We start from the raw sequence: 14,745 nt of genomic DNA, 5'->3' as shown, positions 1-14,745 counted from the left end.
GGGCGCGGCGGCCATATCGGCTTTTCGCCGATCATTGAGCAGGACGGGACCAAGGCGCTCGAACAGTTCCAGCGGACCTATGCCCGCTACCAGGAATTCGGGATGGACTACCAGGGCAGCTTCGTGTTCGGCGAACGCCACATGATCAATGTCAACGCGATGCTGTTCAGCCAGGACGATCCCGAGCATCTCGCCAAGGTCGATCGCTTCTTCCGCCAGCTCGTCGCCGATGCCAAGGCGCAGGGCTACGGCGAGTACCGCACGCATCTCGACTATATGGACCTCGTCGCAGGCTCTTACGACTTCAATGGCGGGGCGCTCAGGAAGCTCAACGAGACGGTCAAGGATGCGCTCGATCCCAACGGGATCATCGCTCCGGGCAAGAGCGGCATCTGGCCCAACCGGCTGCGAGGGGAGCGGCAGTCATGAGGAAACTCCTGCTGATCGCCGCGCCGCTGGCGCTCGCCGCCTGCGGTGAACAGGCGCCCGAGGCACCGTCAGGTGGCGGCGGACCGCCTCCGATGCCCGACGCAATCACGCTCTCGGATCGCCCCGATGCGACCGGCGGCGAAGCGCTTTACGTTGAAAAATGCATCATGTGCCACGGGCCCAACGGGATGGGTGAGGGGCTGTTGGCCCGACGGACGGAGCAGCCCGACCTCGAGGCACGCGATGACCTCACCAGCGATTTCGTGATCCAGGCCGCGCGACAGGGGATCGGCAATATGCCGGCGATTCCGCGCGGCGAAGTGAGCGACGCCCAAATGCAGCAGATTGCCGACTACCTCGCCGCCGGTCCGAACGGAGGTGCATCGTGATCCGCGCCACGCGCCGGACGTTACTCGCGGGCGCGCTCGCCGTGCCAACGCTGGCGGGCCTCGCCGCCTGGCGCTGGCGCCATGGCGATGCCAGGGTCGCACTGCACGATCCCTCGCTGGAGGCGGCACGGCGCTTTGCCGAAGCGGGCAGGGCGCAGGGCCTCACCGTCCTGCCGATCGAGGGTGACCGGGTGCGCTTCATGCGCCAGGTGCTGGAGGCAGGGCCTGCTTTGGTGGCTGGGGTCTCGCGCCATGCCGATGCGTTCCTGTTGGCGGACATCGCCCGCGAGCATGGCTACGACCTGGCCGCCGAACTCGAAGGGCGCGGGTGCCGCTGTTCGGGCGCGCAATGCCGCCCCGGCTGGAATGCGCTTGCCCGGCTGGGCCGCAGTGCCGGACCCAGCTGGCCCGAGGCGCTGGCCGACTGGGCCGCCGACCCGCGCGGTGCGGCACCGCAAGTGGCGCGCATCGCCGCCGCTCCGCCCGACAAGGGGCTGGTGCTGGGCTGGGTGCTGGTGGCGCGGGGTTAGGGCAATTCCGGCTCTCGTTGGCCGAATGAGCCAAGACTAAGGCCTTGGCAAATCGCACTGCTCTCTGCAAAATCACGGTGAGAAATATGAAGCAGGATTCGCAGTCCTGCGTGAGGGGATGGAAATCATGCGCAAGTCAACTCGCCTGCAACTTTGCTCAATGCTCATTCCTGCGAGTCTTTTGCTCGGTGCAGGGCCCGCCGCTGCCCAGGCACTCTGGTCCGATCCGGACACCTGGCCTTCTGGCAAGGTCCCGGGTGAGGGCGACGCGGTGGTCGTTACCCGCGACATGGATGTCGTGCTCGATGTCGATGCTCCGGGTCTTCGCAGCCTCACGATCCAGGGACGGCTGGTTTTCTCGGATGAGCGCGATATCAGCCTCGAGAGCGAATGGATCTATGTTCCTGGCGGTGAGCTGGAAATCGGCACGCTGGCCAATCCATACCAGCACAGTGCATCGATCACGCTCACCGACAATATCAAGGGAGAAGACATCAACACGATGGGCGATCGCGGGATCATGCTGATGGGCGGCACGCTCGAGATGCATGGCAATCGCGATCATACCTGGAGCAAGCTGTCGCAGACGGCAAAGGCCGGTGCGACCAGCATCGAGGTGCTCGATGCGCATGGCTGGCGCGTGGGCGACGAGATCGTGCTTGCCTCGACAGACTTCAATCCACGCCAGGCCGAGCGGCGCACGATCGCGGCGATCGCTGGCAACAAGATTTCCTTCGCCGAACCGCTCGAATATATGCATTTCGGCGAGATCACTTTCGGCGTCGACGAGCGCGGCGAAGTCGGCAACCTGACGCGCAATATCCGTGTCCAGGCCTCGGAAGATTCCGAAGAGACCTGGTTCGGCGGCCATATCATGGCGATGTCGGGTTCGCGGCTTTATGTCGATGGCGTTGAGCTGAGCCGGATGGGCCAGCATCTGACGCTCGCGCGTTACCCGGTCCACTTCCACGTGCTTGGCGAAGGCGTGGGTATGTATGTCCGCAATGCCGCGATCCATGACACGTTCAACCGCTGTGTGACGGTGCATGGCACCAACAATCTCCAGATCGAGAACAACGTCACCTACAACACGGTGGGTCACTGCTTCTTCATGGAAGACGGGATCGAGCAGGGGAACCGCTTCGTCTCCAACCTGGGCATCCAGACCAAGTGCCACCCGACCATGGACTGTGTCCCGACCAACCTCGGTGTTCCGTCGGAACGCACGCAGGGCGGCCAGCAGTCCGAACATGTGCTGATCCCGTCGGACAATACGGCCGCAACCTTCTGGATCACCAATCCGGCGAACCATTATATAGACAATGTCGCCGCAGGCTCGGACTCGACCGGCTTCTGGCTCTCGCTGCCCGAGCATCCGACCGGCGCTTTCGAAGGCACCGAGATCAGCCAGAACACCTGGCCGCGGCGCACGCCGATGGGCATCTTCCGCGGCAATGTTGCCCATTCGAATTATGACGGCTTCATGTTTGACCGCAATGCCGGGCCCGATGGCACTTTCCTCGTCACTGCCAGCGTCTATATCCCGCGCGAGGATGTGAGCGACCCGACCAGCCGGCCGGTGATGAACCTCTACACCGACCTGACCTCTTACAAGAACCGCAATGGCGGCCTGTGGATGCGCGGCGAGGAAACCGTTTTCCGCAATCTGAAGATGGCCGACAATGCGATCGGCTATACCTTTGCCAGCGGCCTGGGCGGCGGTGCCACATTCACTTCGCGGGTGGAGAATTCGCTGTTCGTGGGCGAAACCGACAATATCGGCAATCCGGCCACGGAATCCGAGATTGCCTATGGCCGCAGCATGCCGAAACCGCAGGTTCCGGACTATCCGATCCGCGGCTACGAATATTACGATGCAACGCATAAACTTGCGAATTCGACCTTCGTCAATTTCGAGGACAACGAGACGCGCAAGACCGGGGCGATCTCGTATCTGCTGTTCACCAGCTTCGGAATGAGCGTCGAGAATTCAGTTGAAGGGCTGACCTTCATCGATGCCAAGCCGGTCTATTTTCCTCCCAGGACAGAACGCTGGGCCAGCGATTTCGGGACCAGCGCTGCCTTCATGACCGCGGCGATCCATGACATCGACGGTTCGGCCAGCGGCGTCCCGAACTCCTACATCGTCATCGACAACGGCATCGCCAATGACGACGAAGCCTGCGAGCTCAGGCCGGAATGGGGAGCGGCCGTGTGCACGGGCGATTATGGCCGCCTCAGCCTTGGCGGCGGTTTCCCCTTCCAGGGCGGCCCGGTCGAGAATCCGGTCACGATCAAGCGCAACGGTCGGGAGTTCGACTATCGCGGGCAGACCACCATCCGCAGCGGTGCCGAGATTGCCGTCGACACCGCCAGGGAGTCCTTGCCGCTGAGGCTGACTTCCATGGATGACGGTTCCTGGGTCATCTTGAAGCTGAACGGATTCGCCAGCGCCGATGCGGGCGTGGAGCAAGGCAGCCTGGCTGCCCTGCGCGAGGCTGGTGAATTGTCGTATTTCAGGGATGGCGACACGCTGTGGGTCAAGCTGTTTGCCGACAATGGCAGCGCCCAGGTCGCCGGCGGACCTCCCTTCGGCATCCGGCCCACTGTGACCGTCAGCAGGGAAGGCGCGGTCAGCACTGCGATGCTGGACTGAGGGTCCCAACAGGCGCGTCAGCGTTTGATAATCAAACTCTCCGGCCTCTTTCTCGGCTTCCATTCCCCGCGCCCGGGAAAGTTCTTCAGCACTTCGCCATCCCATAGCCGCACGAGGCGCCGTTTGAAGCGCCATTTCCCGTTCGCGCCTTTCACCGCGTGGTCGTCATACCAGCCGGTGAAGCGCAACAGGTATGGCGGCTCGCCCTCGCATTCGGTGACGAAGGCGAAGCTCCTCATTTTGACGCTACCGTCTTCCTGGGGGAGATACTTCGTCTGGGTCACGTGGTGCTGGCGGCCGGGAAAGCCCGGGGCGTTAGCATAATGCTTCATCAGCCCGCGGATGCCATCGTGCCCTTCCCAGATATCCGGGTCCTCGAATACTTCCTCGCTCATCACGCAGTCTTCGGTGAAGCACGCGACGAGTCCGTCTGCATCGCCGCAATCGAGTGCCCAACTGTAATCCGCGATCAGGTCCTGCAATCCGAGCCGGTCTTCGAGCGCCAATCTGGCCATGCAATTCTCTCCTGTCTGTTGCGCCAACCGTAACACCCGTTAATAATGCCGCCAAGCGTTCGGGAGCCCCGGCGCTTCATCGCCCTGCAGGAGAGGAATTTGGGCAAGATCATTGTTTCCGGCGCGTCCGGCCAGTTCGGACATGCGGCGGCATCGCAATTGCTGGACTTGGGCGCGGAAGTGATCGCGCTGTCGCGTTCGGTCGAGAAGCTGGCCGACCTTGCCGCGCGCGGGGCGGAGGTGCGCGAGGCCGATTTCGATTCCCCCAACGGGTTGGTCGAAGCGATGCGGGGCGGCGAGAAGCTGCTCCTCATCTCGACCCTGATGGTCGGCGAACGCCCGCGCCAGCATGGCAATGCGATCGATGCGGCCAAGGAAGCCGGGGTCAGGCATATCGTTTATACGTCGATCATAGACGGCGGAAATCCCGACCACCCGGCAGTCGAACAGCACGATCACTACCAGACCGAGCAATTGCTCAAGCAGTCCGGGCTCGACTGGACGATACTCTACAATTCGCAATATTCCGAGGCGGTGGCGCTGGCGATGGTGATCCCGGCGCTGCAGGCCGGGAGCAAGCCCGACAATTGCGGCGACGGAAAGATTGCCTTTGTCAGCCGCGACGATTGCGTGTCGGTGGCGGTCGCGGTGTTGACGCAGGAGGGCCATGCCAACAAGGCCTACAACATCACCGGCCCCGAATTGCTGAGCGTGCCCGAAGCGATGGCGCTGGCGGCGGAAATGGCGGGCAAGCCGATCGAGCTGATCCCGGTCGATGACGAAGGGATGTATCGCTATTTCGATTCGCTCGGCGTCGCCCGCAAACCGGCCGATATCACGCCCGACAGCCCGCTTCCCTGGGCCAGCGAAGGCATGGTGACCTTCGGCCAGGCGATTCGCGAACGCCATTTCGAGGTGCTTTCGGACGATGTCGAGCGGATCACCGGGAACAAGCCGCGTTCGCTGCGTTCGGTCTACGAACAATACAAGGATGCCTGGCCGAAATGATAGCGCTCCGCCGTGCCCTGGCCGCTGCCGCGCTGGCGCTGCTCGCCGCCTGCAACCAGGGCTACGAGCCGCCCGAAATCGACACCTCGGTGATCGGCGCGGGCGACAATTGGGACAATCCCGGCGGCGACTGGGCGGAAAGCCATTTCTCGCGCCTGACCGATATCGACAAGGACAATGTCGGCTCGCTCGGCCTCGCTTGGGAATACGACCTTGGGACCAGCCGCGTGCAGGAAGCGACCCCGGTGGTGATCGACGGGGTGATGTATACGTCGGGCAATCTCGGCCGGGTCTATGCGCTCGATGCCGCGACCGGCGAGGAGCTGTGGACCTTCGATCCCCGCGTGGACATGCAGGCCAACCGCTCGGCCTGTTGCGACCAGGCCAATCGCGGTGTCGCCGTGGCGGAAGGCAAGGTGTTCGTCGCCTCGCTCGACGGCTGGCTCTACGCGCTCGATGCCGAAACCGGCGAGCAGGTGTGGAAGGTTGACACCATTTCCGACCGTGATCGCGGCTACACGATTACCGGCGCACCCGAGATCGCCGGTAACATGGTGGTGATCGGCAATGCCGGGGCCGAATACGACACCCGCGGCTATGTCACCGCCTACGACCTCGAGACCAGCCAGATTCGCTGGCGGTTCTTCACCATCCCCCACGACCCGGCCGAAGGCCCGCAGGAATCCGACGCGCTCGAAGCCGCGCTCGCAACCTGGGACCCCAAGAGCCGCTGGGATATCGGCAGCGGCGGCACGGTGTGGGATGCGATCACCTACGACCCGGCCTACGACCAGGTGATCATCGGCACCGGCAATGGCGGCCCCTATCCGTTGGTGACGCGCTCGCCGTCCGGCGGCGACAATCTCTATCTCGATTCGCTGGTCGCACTCGATCGCGAAACTGGCGAGATGAAATGGTATTTTCAGGAAACCCCGCAGGACAGCTGGGATCTCACCGCCACCCAGCCCATGATCCTGACCCAGATGCGAATCGAGGAGGAAGCGAAGGACGTTATCCTGCACGCGCCAAAGAACGGCTTCTTCTTCGTGGTCGATCGCGAAACCGGCAAGCCTCTGGCGGCCAATGCCTTGGTGCGCATGAGCTGGGCCGACGGATTCAATTTCGAGACCGGCAAGCCCAACCTGACGCCCGAACATTCCGATTACCGCGACGGTCCCAAGCTGGTCTACCCGGCCTCGCCCGGCGCGCGGAACTGGCATCCGGCGGCCTATGACCCGACCCGCAATCTCTATTTCGCTTCGGTCGTCGACCAGGGAAATCTGATGTGGATCCCGCCCGACCAGGTCAACCCGCCGCATATTCCCAAGGGCCTCAATGCTGCCGCCGCGCTGATCTTCACCGCCGATCTCGAGGCCGCGCTGCCGAGCCTGCCCGAGCCCTTGCAGGAGCAGGTCAAGGCGCTGCCGCAATGGCAATGGGTCAAGGACAATCCGGCCAAATCGGAAATCCGCGCAATCGACCCGCTGACCGGCAGGACCAGATGGTCCGCCCCGTTCGATGGCTGGCAGGATCGCGGCGGCGTGCTGGCCACCGAGGCCGGGCTGGTGATCCACGGGACGCTGTCGGGCAAGCTGGTCGTCCGCGATGCCGATACCGGCAGGGTGCTGAAGGAAATCGAGACCGGCACCTCGATCCTTGCCGCGCCGATGACCTACCGCGTCGACGGGGTGCAGTATATCGCGGTCCAGGCCGGCTGGGGTGGCGGGGGCTGGGGCTTCGTCCCGCCCTATGCCGCGGCCTATTCGAAGGGCAATGCCAATCGCCTGCTGGTGTTCAAGCTCGACGGCGACGAGGTCGCGATCCCGCCCGACTTGCCCCCGCTCACCGTCGCGCCCGAGCCGCCCGCGCAATTGGATGGCGCGACGCAGGAGGCGATCGCGCTGGGCTCCGCCCTGTTCACCGCCAATTGCACGATGTGCCATTCGAACCAGCCGCGTGCGCCGCTGCCGGACCTCAGGCGGATGGCGCCCAACACCCACGACAATTTCGCGGCGATCGTTCTTGAAGGCGCATTGTTGTCCAACGGGATGCCGCAATTCGACGATTTGCTCACGCCGGAGCAGGTGCGGGCGATCCACGCGTTCCTGATCGACGAGCAGGCCAAGGTTCGCGAGCGGGAGCTCGAACTGGAAGCGCGCGGGCTCCCGCTCGACACGCGCAGCCTTACTATCCTGTCCAATTTCTGATGTGCTATCCGGGGTTCACGAGTCCCCGCCAAGGAGAAGAGAAATGAACGCCGCATTGCTGCCCGAAGGTGTCAACCTCGCCCATCCCGACAAGCTCTATATCGGCGGCGAATGGGTCGATTCGACAAGCGGCTCGATGCTCGAGATCGTCAATCCCAACAGCGAGGAAGTGGTCGCCCGGGTGGCCGAGGCCGGCAAGGGCGACATGGATCGCGCCGTCGCCGCCGCGCGCGAGGCTTTCGACCATGGGCCTTGGCCGAGCACGCCGCCCGCCGAGCGCGCCCAGAAGCTGATGGCGATGATCGAGCATATGGAACCGCGGGTGATGGAACTCGCCAGGGCATGGACCGCGCAGATCGGCGGGCTCGCTAGTTTCGCCCCGATCATGCATGGCGGCTCGGTCGCGGGCCTCAAGGGGATCGCCGCGCTGGGCGAGACATTCGACTGGGTGACCGAGCGCAAGGGCGATTCGGTGGGTTCCGTGATCGTCGCGCGCGAGCCGGTCGGCGTCGTTGCCGGGATCGCCCCGTGGAACGCACCGTTCGGAATCATGGCCAACAAGGTCTTCTATTCGCTGGTTGCCGGCTGCACGATCGTGATGAAGCCTTCGCCCGAAACCCCGCTCGAAGCCTATATCATCGCCGAAGCCGCGGAAGCCGCGGGAATTCCTCCGGGCGTCGTCAACCTTGTCCCCGGCGAGCGCGAAGCGGCCGACCACCTCGTCAACAATCCCGGCGTGGACAAGGTCAGCTTTACCGGCTCGACCCTGGCCGGCAAGCGCATCGCCGAAGTCTGCGGCAGCCGGATCGCGCGCTGCTCGCTCGAACTCGGCGGCAAGTCGGCCGCGATCGTGCGCGACGATTTCCCGATCGAGGCGGCGGCCAATATCCTCGGCAACACGATCACGATCCTGAGCGGCCAGGTCTGCGCCATGCTCAGCCGCGCGATCGTCACCAGGGACCGGCATGACGAACTCGCCGAGGCGATCAAGGGGGTGATGGAAGGGATCAGGATCGGCAACAGCGACGATCCCGCAACCCAGCTCGGCCCGCTGGCGATGAAGCGCCAGCTCGAACGGGTCGAGATGTATATCGAGGAAGGCCGCAAGAGCGCCGACCTCGTCACCGGCGGCCAGCGTCCGGCGCATATGAACAAGGGCTATTTCATGGAGCCGACCCTGTTCGCCAATGTCGACAACACCAGCCGGATTGCGCAGGAGGAAATTTTCGGTCCGGTGCTGTGCCTGATCCCGGCTGAAGACGAGGAAGATGCGATCCGCATCGCCAATGAAAGCAATTACGGGCTCAACGGCGCGGTGTTCACGTCCGATCCGCAGGTGGCCTACGACATAGCGCGCCGGGTCCGCACCGGGGTCGTCGGGCAGAACGGGATGAAGATGGAATGGAGCGCCCCGTTCGGCGGGTTCAAGCAATCGGGGATCGGCCGCGAAGGCGGTGAGGAGGGGCTGTGGCCCTATCTCGAAACCAAGGCGATCCTGCTCGACGAGGCGCCTGCCAGCCTGTGACCTTTTGAGCGATGGGGCCCCTGCGGCCGCGCGCGGGGGTTTCCAAATCCGTCCAGGGCTTTAGATACGCTTCCGGACATCGGAGAGGGACGATATGCCGGTCTATACAATCACGTTCGAACTGAACGGCGAAGGCGGAAAGCGGGATTACGCCGGGCTCGTCGAGGAGTTGAAGAAGCAGCGTTGCCATCCGGTGTTGCGCAATCACTGGCTGGGAAGTTTCAAAAACAGCGCGGTGCAGGTACAGAACCATTTCAGGAAGCTGATCGGCAAGACCGACCGGATCATGGTCGCCGAGCTATTCCGGCACTATGCCTACGCCAACAGTCTGCCCAATTGCAGCAAATGGCTCGAACTCAATCCGCCGGCCGACCAGGCGGCGTCGGCGCCGGTTGGAGCGAAACCCAGGGCGATGCCGGCCCCCAAGGCCAAGCCCGCGCCGAAGCCTGCCGCTAAACCCGCCGCCAAAGCCAGGCCCGCTCCCAAGCCAAAGGCAACGCCGAAGGCAAAGCCCGATGCGAAGGCCAAACCGGTAGCGAGCAAACCTGCGCCGGCGAAGAAGGCTGCTGTCGCCAAGCCCGCTGCCGCAAGCAGGAAGAACAAGGCCAAGGCCTGAGGTTCGAAATCCCGCGGTCCGGATTTTGACCTATTCCATCGCGCGATTACCGCCGGCCCCGATAGGGTTCGCAGGCAATGCCATCATTGTCGGCGTCGAGGGCGGGTCGGTAGCCCGGTTCTCCCCGCCTTAAGGGTGCCGCACCGGCAGCGCGCGCCGCATCGCAATTGCGGTAATAGACCTGCCGCGAGGTCTGCTGGCTCTGCCTCATCGGGGCGGGCGGTTCCGTTCTCTCGGGCGGTCTTGCCTGCTCGATTTGCGGGTTTTCAGCGCGATAGTCGGCGGGCAACTGGAAATCTCCCGCCCAGATGCCCTCAAGCAGTGCCTGGGCCTGTTTCTCCGCTTCGCGATAGTTCTCCGCCGCGGGTTGAAGCGCAACCGCCATCCCCGATGCGAGCAGCGCCTGGCCGATGTCCACGCCGTTGGCTTCGCAAACCGAAACCGCCCGGTCGTACTCGTCGCGTTCCAATTGCTGGCAGCGAACACGTCCGCGGTCGAGCAAAGCCTGCAATTGCTTAACTGCTGCCTGCCCGCACTCCCATTCTTCGCCATGGCGCAAACAGGTCTGCGTTGCTTCCGGCGCATCGATCCCGTGGATGCGAATGATGTCGTCGCCGAAGGCAAAGGTATCGCCGTCGAGCGCTGTCGCGGAGCCCAGCATGATCTGGGCAAGAGCTGCGCTTGGCATTGCTGTCGCGACCAATACGGACAGGAAAAGGCACCTAGCCATACCTACAGGATACAGGAATTCTGCGCTCCCGGATATGCACTGCGGGTATTGCTAGAGCCGCTTCTCGTTCGGGTCGATCCTGGGGTCGGATTTGAGCATTGGGTCCCAGTGTTCGGCGATCAGGCCGCCTTCGATCCGGTAGAGGTCGAACCAGGTCGAATAATAGGTCTCGCCATTGGCGTCCTGTTCCGGGCGGACGAACGCCGTCATCACGTAATCGCCCTCCGCGATCAGGTTGATCAGCGGCAGGTCGAGCGTCTCCTTGATTTCCCGCTCGGGCCGGGTCGATCGGACATAGTCGACCAACCCGGCGAGTCCCTGCCCGGCATTGGGATTGTGCTGGATATAATCCTCGGCGATGAATTCATGTGCGCGACCCGCGAGGCCAGCCTGCAGCACGATCCGGTACATGTCGTAGACCAGCCGCTTGTTGGCCGCGAGCCGGGGGTCGGGGCTGGCGAGCAATTCGGCGTGATTGGAGGCGACGACCGGTTGCGGAACGGTGGTGGGGATTGCCATGGAAGCCTCTTCCTCCTGTTGGTTTGTTGCAGTGTCGGTGCAACCGGCAAGCAGCGCCGCTGCCATTCCTGCCAATAGACCAATTTCGCGCATTTCATGTTCCTTATCGACTGTCCTATAGCACCTGCCAGACTGGGGGTGACGCGGCAAGCAATGCACGCTAGAGAGCCCGCCAAGATGACTTTGTCCGGATTGAGGGTGTCATGAAATACGGATTTTCAGTAGTTGCAGGCGTTACCTGCTTGATTTTCGCCATTCCGGCCCAGGCGCAGGACGAATTCGGCGACGACGTCATCGTGGTCACCGGGCGCGGACTCGACGCGACCCCGTCGGTGATCGCCTATTCGACGATCGAGCTCGACCGCAGCCAGCTCGAAAGCGCGGCCTCCGGGCGGCTCGAGGATGTTCTCAACAATATCGCCGGATTCCAGCAATTCCGCCGGTCCGACAGCCGGTCCTCGAACCCGACCGCACAGGGCATCACCCTGCGCGCGCTGGGCGGCAACGCCACCAGCCGCGCGCTGATGCTGCTCGACGGGGTGCCGATGCTCGATCCATTCTTCGGCCATGTCCCGTTCAGCGCCCTGCCGCCCGACAATCTCGACGTGATCCGGGTGACCCGCGGCGGCGGCTCGGGTCCGTTCGGCGCGGGCGCGCTCGCCGGGACGATCGAACTCGAAAGCCGCGATGCGGCTTCGCATGGGGATTTGCGCAGTTCGGTGCTGGTCAACGATCGCGGCGACACCGAATGGGGCATGGGGCTTGCCCCGCAATGGGATGGCGGTTTTGCGCAGGTCAGCGGCCGTTGGGATCGCGGCGACGGCTTCTGGACCACGCCCGTCGCCGAACGCAGCCCGGCTTCGGCCACGGCTTCATACGACAACTGGTCGGCCACTGCCCGGATCGTCCAGGAAATCGGGCCCGACACCGAAGTGCAATTGCGCGGCCTGGTGTTCGAGGATGACCGCACGCTGCGCTTCGCGGGGGCCGACAACCACACCGATGGGCGCGATGTCAGCCTGCGCGTAGTCGGCAAGGGCGAATGGCAATACGACGTGGTCGCCTATGGCCAATGGCGGAATTTCAGCAATATCGTGATTTCCTCGAACACCTTCAACAAGGCGCTCGACCAGAAGGATACGCCGGCCAGCGGGTTCGGCGGCAAGATCGAAGTGCGGCCGCCGGTCGGTTATGCCGCGAATCTCCGCCTGGGTGCCGACTACCGCCAGTCCGAAGGCGACCTTGCCGAAGATCGTTTCAATGCCGCTTCGGGCGCGTTCACCGGGTCGCGCTTCGCCGGGGGCACCAACAGCGATCTCGGGTTCTATGCCGAAGTAGATTACTCGCTCGGACCGGCGCTGTTGACGGGCGGAGTGCGGGCCGACCGCTGGAGCATTCGCGACGGCTATCACCGCAACCTCAATGGCTCGGGCGGAGTGATCGAGGATTCGCAATTTGCCGACCGCTCGGGCTGGGACGGCTCGTGGCGGGTCGGCGCGACGGTCGACGTGGCGCGCGGCGTGCGCCTGCGCGCCGCCGCCTATACCGGGTTGCGGCTGCCGACGCTCAACGAGCTCTACCGTCCCTTCGTGGTCTTCCCGGTCACGACCAACGCCAATGCCGCATTGAAGAACGAGCGGCTCGAAGGGTTCGAGGCCGGGATCGATTTCATCCTGCCCGAAGGCGCGGAATTCTCGCTCACCGCATTCGACAACCGGGTCGAGAATGCGATCGCCAATGTCACGCTCAATGCGACGACCCGCGAGCGTCAGAACCTCGATGCAATCAGCGCCCAGGGCCTCGAATTCACTGCCCGGCTTGGCGGCGACGGCCCGCTCAGTTTCTTCGGCACGCTGACCTATAGCGACGCCAGGATGGAAGGCAGCGGGGTGCAGGCCGCGCTCGATGGGTTCCGGCCGCCGCAAACCCCCGAATGGTCGGCCAGCGCGACGCTGAGCTACGAACCGCAGGACGGGATGCGCTTTGCCGCCACGCTGCGCCATGTCGGCGACCAGTTCGAGGCCGACGACGAAACCGACCTGCTGCCGTCCGCGACGACGCTCGACCTGTTCGCGCAGGTTCGCTTCTGGCGCGAGCTGAGCCTGGTCTTCCGGGCCGAGAATGTATTCGACGAAACGATCGTCACCCGTAATCAGGGCGGATCGATGGATGTCGGCGCGCCGGCGACCTTCTGGGGCGGTCTGCGCTGGGGCTATTGAGCGGCCTCAAGTCTCAGTGAATCTGGCCCTGCCGACCGGCAATATCCAGCGCCACGCGCGGGGTGGGGTCGGCGTCGGCCCAGCGCGAATCCTTGCGCAGCACGTCGCCGATGACCTTGTAGGCGAACAGCATCAGCATCGCGCCTGAATCCGGATCGTCGGTCAGCGCCTTCACCGCGGCAAGATCCATTTGCCGCTGTTCGGGATCGCGTTCCTGAAGCATGCGCTTGTTCTCGGTCGCCGCCGGGGTGACCACGTCCCAGAAGATCCGTCGGCGTTCGTCGGAGAAGCGGTCGAGAATGCCCTCGTCTTCTTCGCCGCGCAGGACAGCGCCGATCAGGTCCGCGGCGATCATTCCGGTCCACACGCCCGAGGTCAGCCCCAGCCCGCCACAGGGATTGGTCGCGTGCGCGGCATCGCCCACCAGCACCACATGGCCCTTGCGCAGCGTTTCTCCGGCGCGCTGGTGCAGCATGTAGGGACTCCATGAGACGATCTCGTAATCCTTCGAGCCTTGCATGAAATATTCGTAGCGCTGGTGGATGCGCTCTTCGCAGCTTTCGACCGGCAGCGCCGAGTCTTCCATATAGGTGCAGCGCCACAGCCCTTCGCGGTCGAGCTGGGCGATCACCGCCATGTTGACCGGATCGCACACGAAATTGGCCTGCTCGTAGCCGATTGTGCGGAAATCGAATTTCACATTGGTGGCGACGAAGCGCTCGGGCCAGGTCATCCCGGCGAACTCGATCCCGGCAAGGCTGCGGACCGTGCTGCGCGCGCCGTCGGCGCCCATCAGCCACTTCGCACGGAACTGCTCTTTCCCTTCCGGCGTCTCGACCGACACCGTAATGCCGTCGGGACCGTCGGTGAATGCGGTCACGCGATGGTTGAAGAGGACTTCGACGCCAAGCTTCCTGGCGTGCTCCATCGCCACCCGCGCGACTTCGTGCTGCCCGGCATGGAGCTGGTAATCGTAGGGAATGCCTTCGATCGGCTCGGTGACGACGACCGAGGTGTAGCCGAATTCGGGAATGTGCGTGCCGAAATTGCGGTTGATGAAGCCGATCTCGAGCAGTTCTTCGAGCAGGCCGAGCTCTTCGAGGATCAACAGGGTCGAAGGGAAATAGACCGCCGCACGCGGTGAATTGATGATCTGCGGCTCCTGTTCGAGCACGGTAACGCTGGCTCCGGTTTGTGCCAGCGCCAACGCGCTGAGCATTCCCACCGGTCCTCCTCCGACCACGATCACATCCTGTCTTTCAGCCATTTCGCGTCATCCCCTGGAAATCTCGGTTTCCTTCTCGGTGATGAATTCGAGCAGCGCCGGTTGGCCGTTCTCGATCGCTGCGAGTGCGCGCTTAATCGCCGGAACGATTTCGGAAGCCTCGGTCACGCGCTCGCC

13 protein-coding genes are annotated in these 14,745 nt (G+C 63.8%); 9 read left to right on the top strand and 4 right to left on the bottom strand.

What is annotated here, in order from left to right; genetic code table 11:
• The 4 genes from AC16XC_RS06435 to AC16XC_RS06420 form a co-directional block, all read left to right on the top strand.
• The coding region (locus AC16XC_RS06435) for an FAD-linked oxidase C-terminal domain-containing protein (protein ID WP_484033822.1) at positions 1 to 429 on the top strand (429 nt) is incomplete at its 5' end.
• Positions 426 to 818, top strand: a complete 393-nt coding sequence (locus AC16XC_RS06430; protein WP_484033821.1) for a c-type cytochrome — start codon at positions 426 to 428, stop codon at positions 816 to 818. The genes AC16XC_RS06435 and AC16XC_RS06430, both read left to right, overlap by 4 nt.
• Positions 815 to 1,348 carry a hypothetical protein gene (locus AC16XC_RS06425; RefSeq protein ID WP_484033820.1) on the top strand — a complete coding sequence of 178 codons (534 nt, stop codon included), beginning with the start codon at positions 815 to 817 and terminating at the stop codon, positions 1,346 to 1,348. Before AC16XC_RS06430 ends, AC16XC_RS06425 begins: the two co-directional genes overlap by 4 nt.
• Positions 1,349 to 1,529: 181 nt before the next feature.
• Positions 1,530 to 4,004: a G8 domain-containing protein gene (locus AC16XC_RS06420; RefSeq protein ID WP_484033819.1), complete on the top strand. Its 2,475-nt coding sequence runs from the start codon at positions 1,530 to 1,532 to the stop codon at positions 4,002 to 4,004.
• 17 nt (positions 4,005 to 4,021) lie between these two features.
• Here the strand turns inward: AC16XC_RS06420 and AC16XC_RS06415 are convergent, their stop codons facing one another.
• Positions 4,022 to 4,519, bottom strand: a complete 498-nt coding sequence (locus tag AC16XC_RS06415; protein ID WP_484033818.1) for a nuclear transport factor 2 family protein — start codon at positions 4,517 to 4,519, stop codon at positions 4,022 to 4,024.
• Positions 4,520 to 4,618: 99 nt separating this feature from the next.
• Between AC16XC_RS06415 and AC16XC_RS06410 the strand changes: the two genes are divergently transcribed.
• The 4 genes from AC16XC_RS06410 to AC16XC_RS06395 all read left to right on the top strand — a co-directional run bounded on the left by AC16XC_RS06410 (position 4,619) and on the right by AC16XC_RS06395 (position 9,875).
• The gene (locus tag AC16XC_RS06410) at positions 4,619 to 5,527 is read left to right on the top strand and encodes an SDR family oxidoreductase (protein WP_484033817.1); all 909 of its coding nucleotides are present in this window, start codon (positions 4,619 to 4,621) and stop codon (positions 5,525 to 5,527) included.
• Positions 5,524 to 7,734: a PQQ-dependent dehydrogenase, methanol/ethanol family gene (locus tag AC16XC_RS06405; RefSeq protein ID WP_484033816.1), complete on the top strand. Its 2,211-nt coding sequence runs from the start codon at positions 5,524 to 5,526 to the stop codon at positions 7,732 to 7,734. The genes AC16XC_RS06410 and AC16XC_RS06405 overlap by 4 nt, the downstream gene beginning before the upstream one ends.
• Positions 7,735 to 7,777: 43 nt before the next feature.
• Entirely contained in the window at positions 7,778 to 9,259 is a 1,482-nt protein-coding gene (locus tag AC16XC_RS06400; RefSeq protein ID WP_484033815.1) for an aldehyde dehydrogenase, read from the top strand.
• A 94-nt stretch (positions 9,260 to 9,353) separates the two neighbouring features.
• Positions 9,354 to 9,875: a hypothetical protein gene (locus AC16XC_RS06395; protein ID WP_484033814.1), complete on the top strand. Its 522-nt coding sequence runs from the start codon at positions 9,354 to 9,356 to the stop codon at positions 9,873 to 9,875.
• A 46-nt stretch (positions 9,876 to 9,921) separates the two neighbouring features.
• Here AC16XC_RS06395 and AC16XC_RS06390 read toward each other — a convergent pair whose 3' ends face one another.
• Positions 9,922 to 10,563 (bottom strand): thermonuclease family protein, encoded by a 642-nt coding sequence (locus AC16XC_RS06390; protein WP_484033813.1) that lies wholly within the window; start codon positions 10,561 to 10,563, stop codon positions 9,922 to 9,924.
• A 93-nt stretch (positions 10,564 to 10,656) separates the two neighbouring features.
• Complete coding sequence (locus tag AC16XC_RS06385) at positions 10,657 to 11,124, bottom strand: nuclear transport factor 2 family protein (RefSeq protein ID WP_484033812.1); 468 nt, start codon at positions 11,122 to 11,124, stop codon at positions 10,657 to 10,659.
• Between the two features lie 242 nt (positions 11,125 to 11,366).
• On the opposite strand from AC16XC_RS06385, the gene AC16XC_RS06380 reads away from it, so the two are divergent.
• Positions 11,367 to 13,343 (top strand): TonB-dependent receptor plug domain-containing protein, encoded by a 1,977-nt coding sequence (locus AC16XC_RS06380; RefSeq protein WP_484033811.1) that lies wholly within the window; start codon positions 11,367 to 11,369, stop codon positions 13,341 to 13,343.
• Positions 13,344 to 13,356: 13 nt separating this feature from the next.
• Here the strand turns inward: AC16XC_RS06380 and AC16XC_RS06375 are convergent, their stop codons facing one another.
• The gene (locus tag AC16XC_RS06375; RefSeq protein WP_484033810.1) at positions 13,357 to 14,610 is read right to left on the bottom strand and encodes an FAD-dependent oxidoreductase; all 1,254 of its coding nucleotides are present in this window, start codon (positions 14,608 to 14,610) and stop codon (positions 13,357 to 13,359) included.
• Between the last annotated feature and the right edge of the window lie 135 nt (positions 14,611 to 14,745).

It is taken from the genome of Candidatus Andeanibacterium sp., assembly GCF_057143545.1.
Note: the sequence above shows the minus strand (reverse complement) of the source record. Positions and strands in the feature narration are given on the sequence as shown.

Coding starts and splice junctions, on each gene's coding strand:
- AC16XC_RS06430 (WP_484033821.1), top strand. CDS start 426: ATGAGGAAACTCCTGCTGATCGCCGCGCCGCTGGCGCTCGCCGCCTGC.
- AC16XC_RS06415 (WP_484033818.1), bottom strand. CDS start 4,519: ATGGCCAGATTGGCGCTCGAAGACCGGCTCGGATTGCAGGACCTGATC.
- AC16XC_RS06405 (WP_484033816.1), top strand. CDS start 5,524: ATGATAGCGCTCCGCCGTGCCCTGGCCGCTGCCGCGCTGGCGCTGCTC.
- AC16XC_RS06400 (WP_484033815.1), top strand. CDS start 7,778: ATGAACGCCGCATTGCTGCCCGAAGGTGTCAACCTCGCCCATCCCGAC.
- AC16XC_RS06395 (WP_484033814.1), top strand. CDS start 9,354: ATGCCGGTCTATACAATCACGTTCGAACTGAACGGCGAAGGCGGAAAG.
- AC16XC_RS06390 (WP_484033813.1), bottom strand. CDS start 10,563: ATGCCAAGCGCAGCTCTTGCCCAGATCATGCTGGGCTCCGCGACAGCG.
- AC16XC_RS06385 (WP_484033812.1), bottom strand. CDS start 11,124: ATGGCAATCCCCACCACCGTTCCGCAACCGGTCGTCGCCTCCAATCAC.
- AC16XC_RS06375 (WP_484033810.1), bottom strand. CDS start 14,610: ATGGCTGAAAGACAGGATGTGATCGTGGTCGGAGGAGGACCGGTGGGA.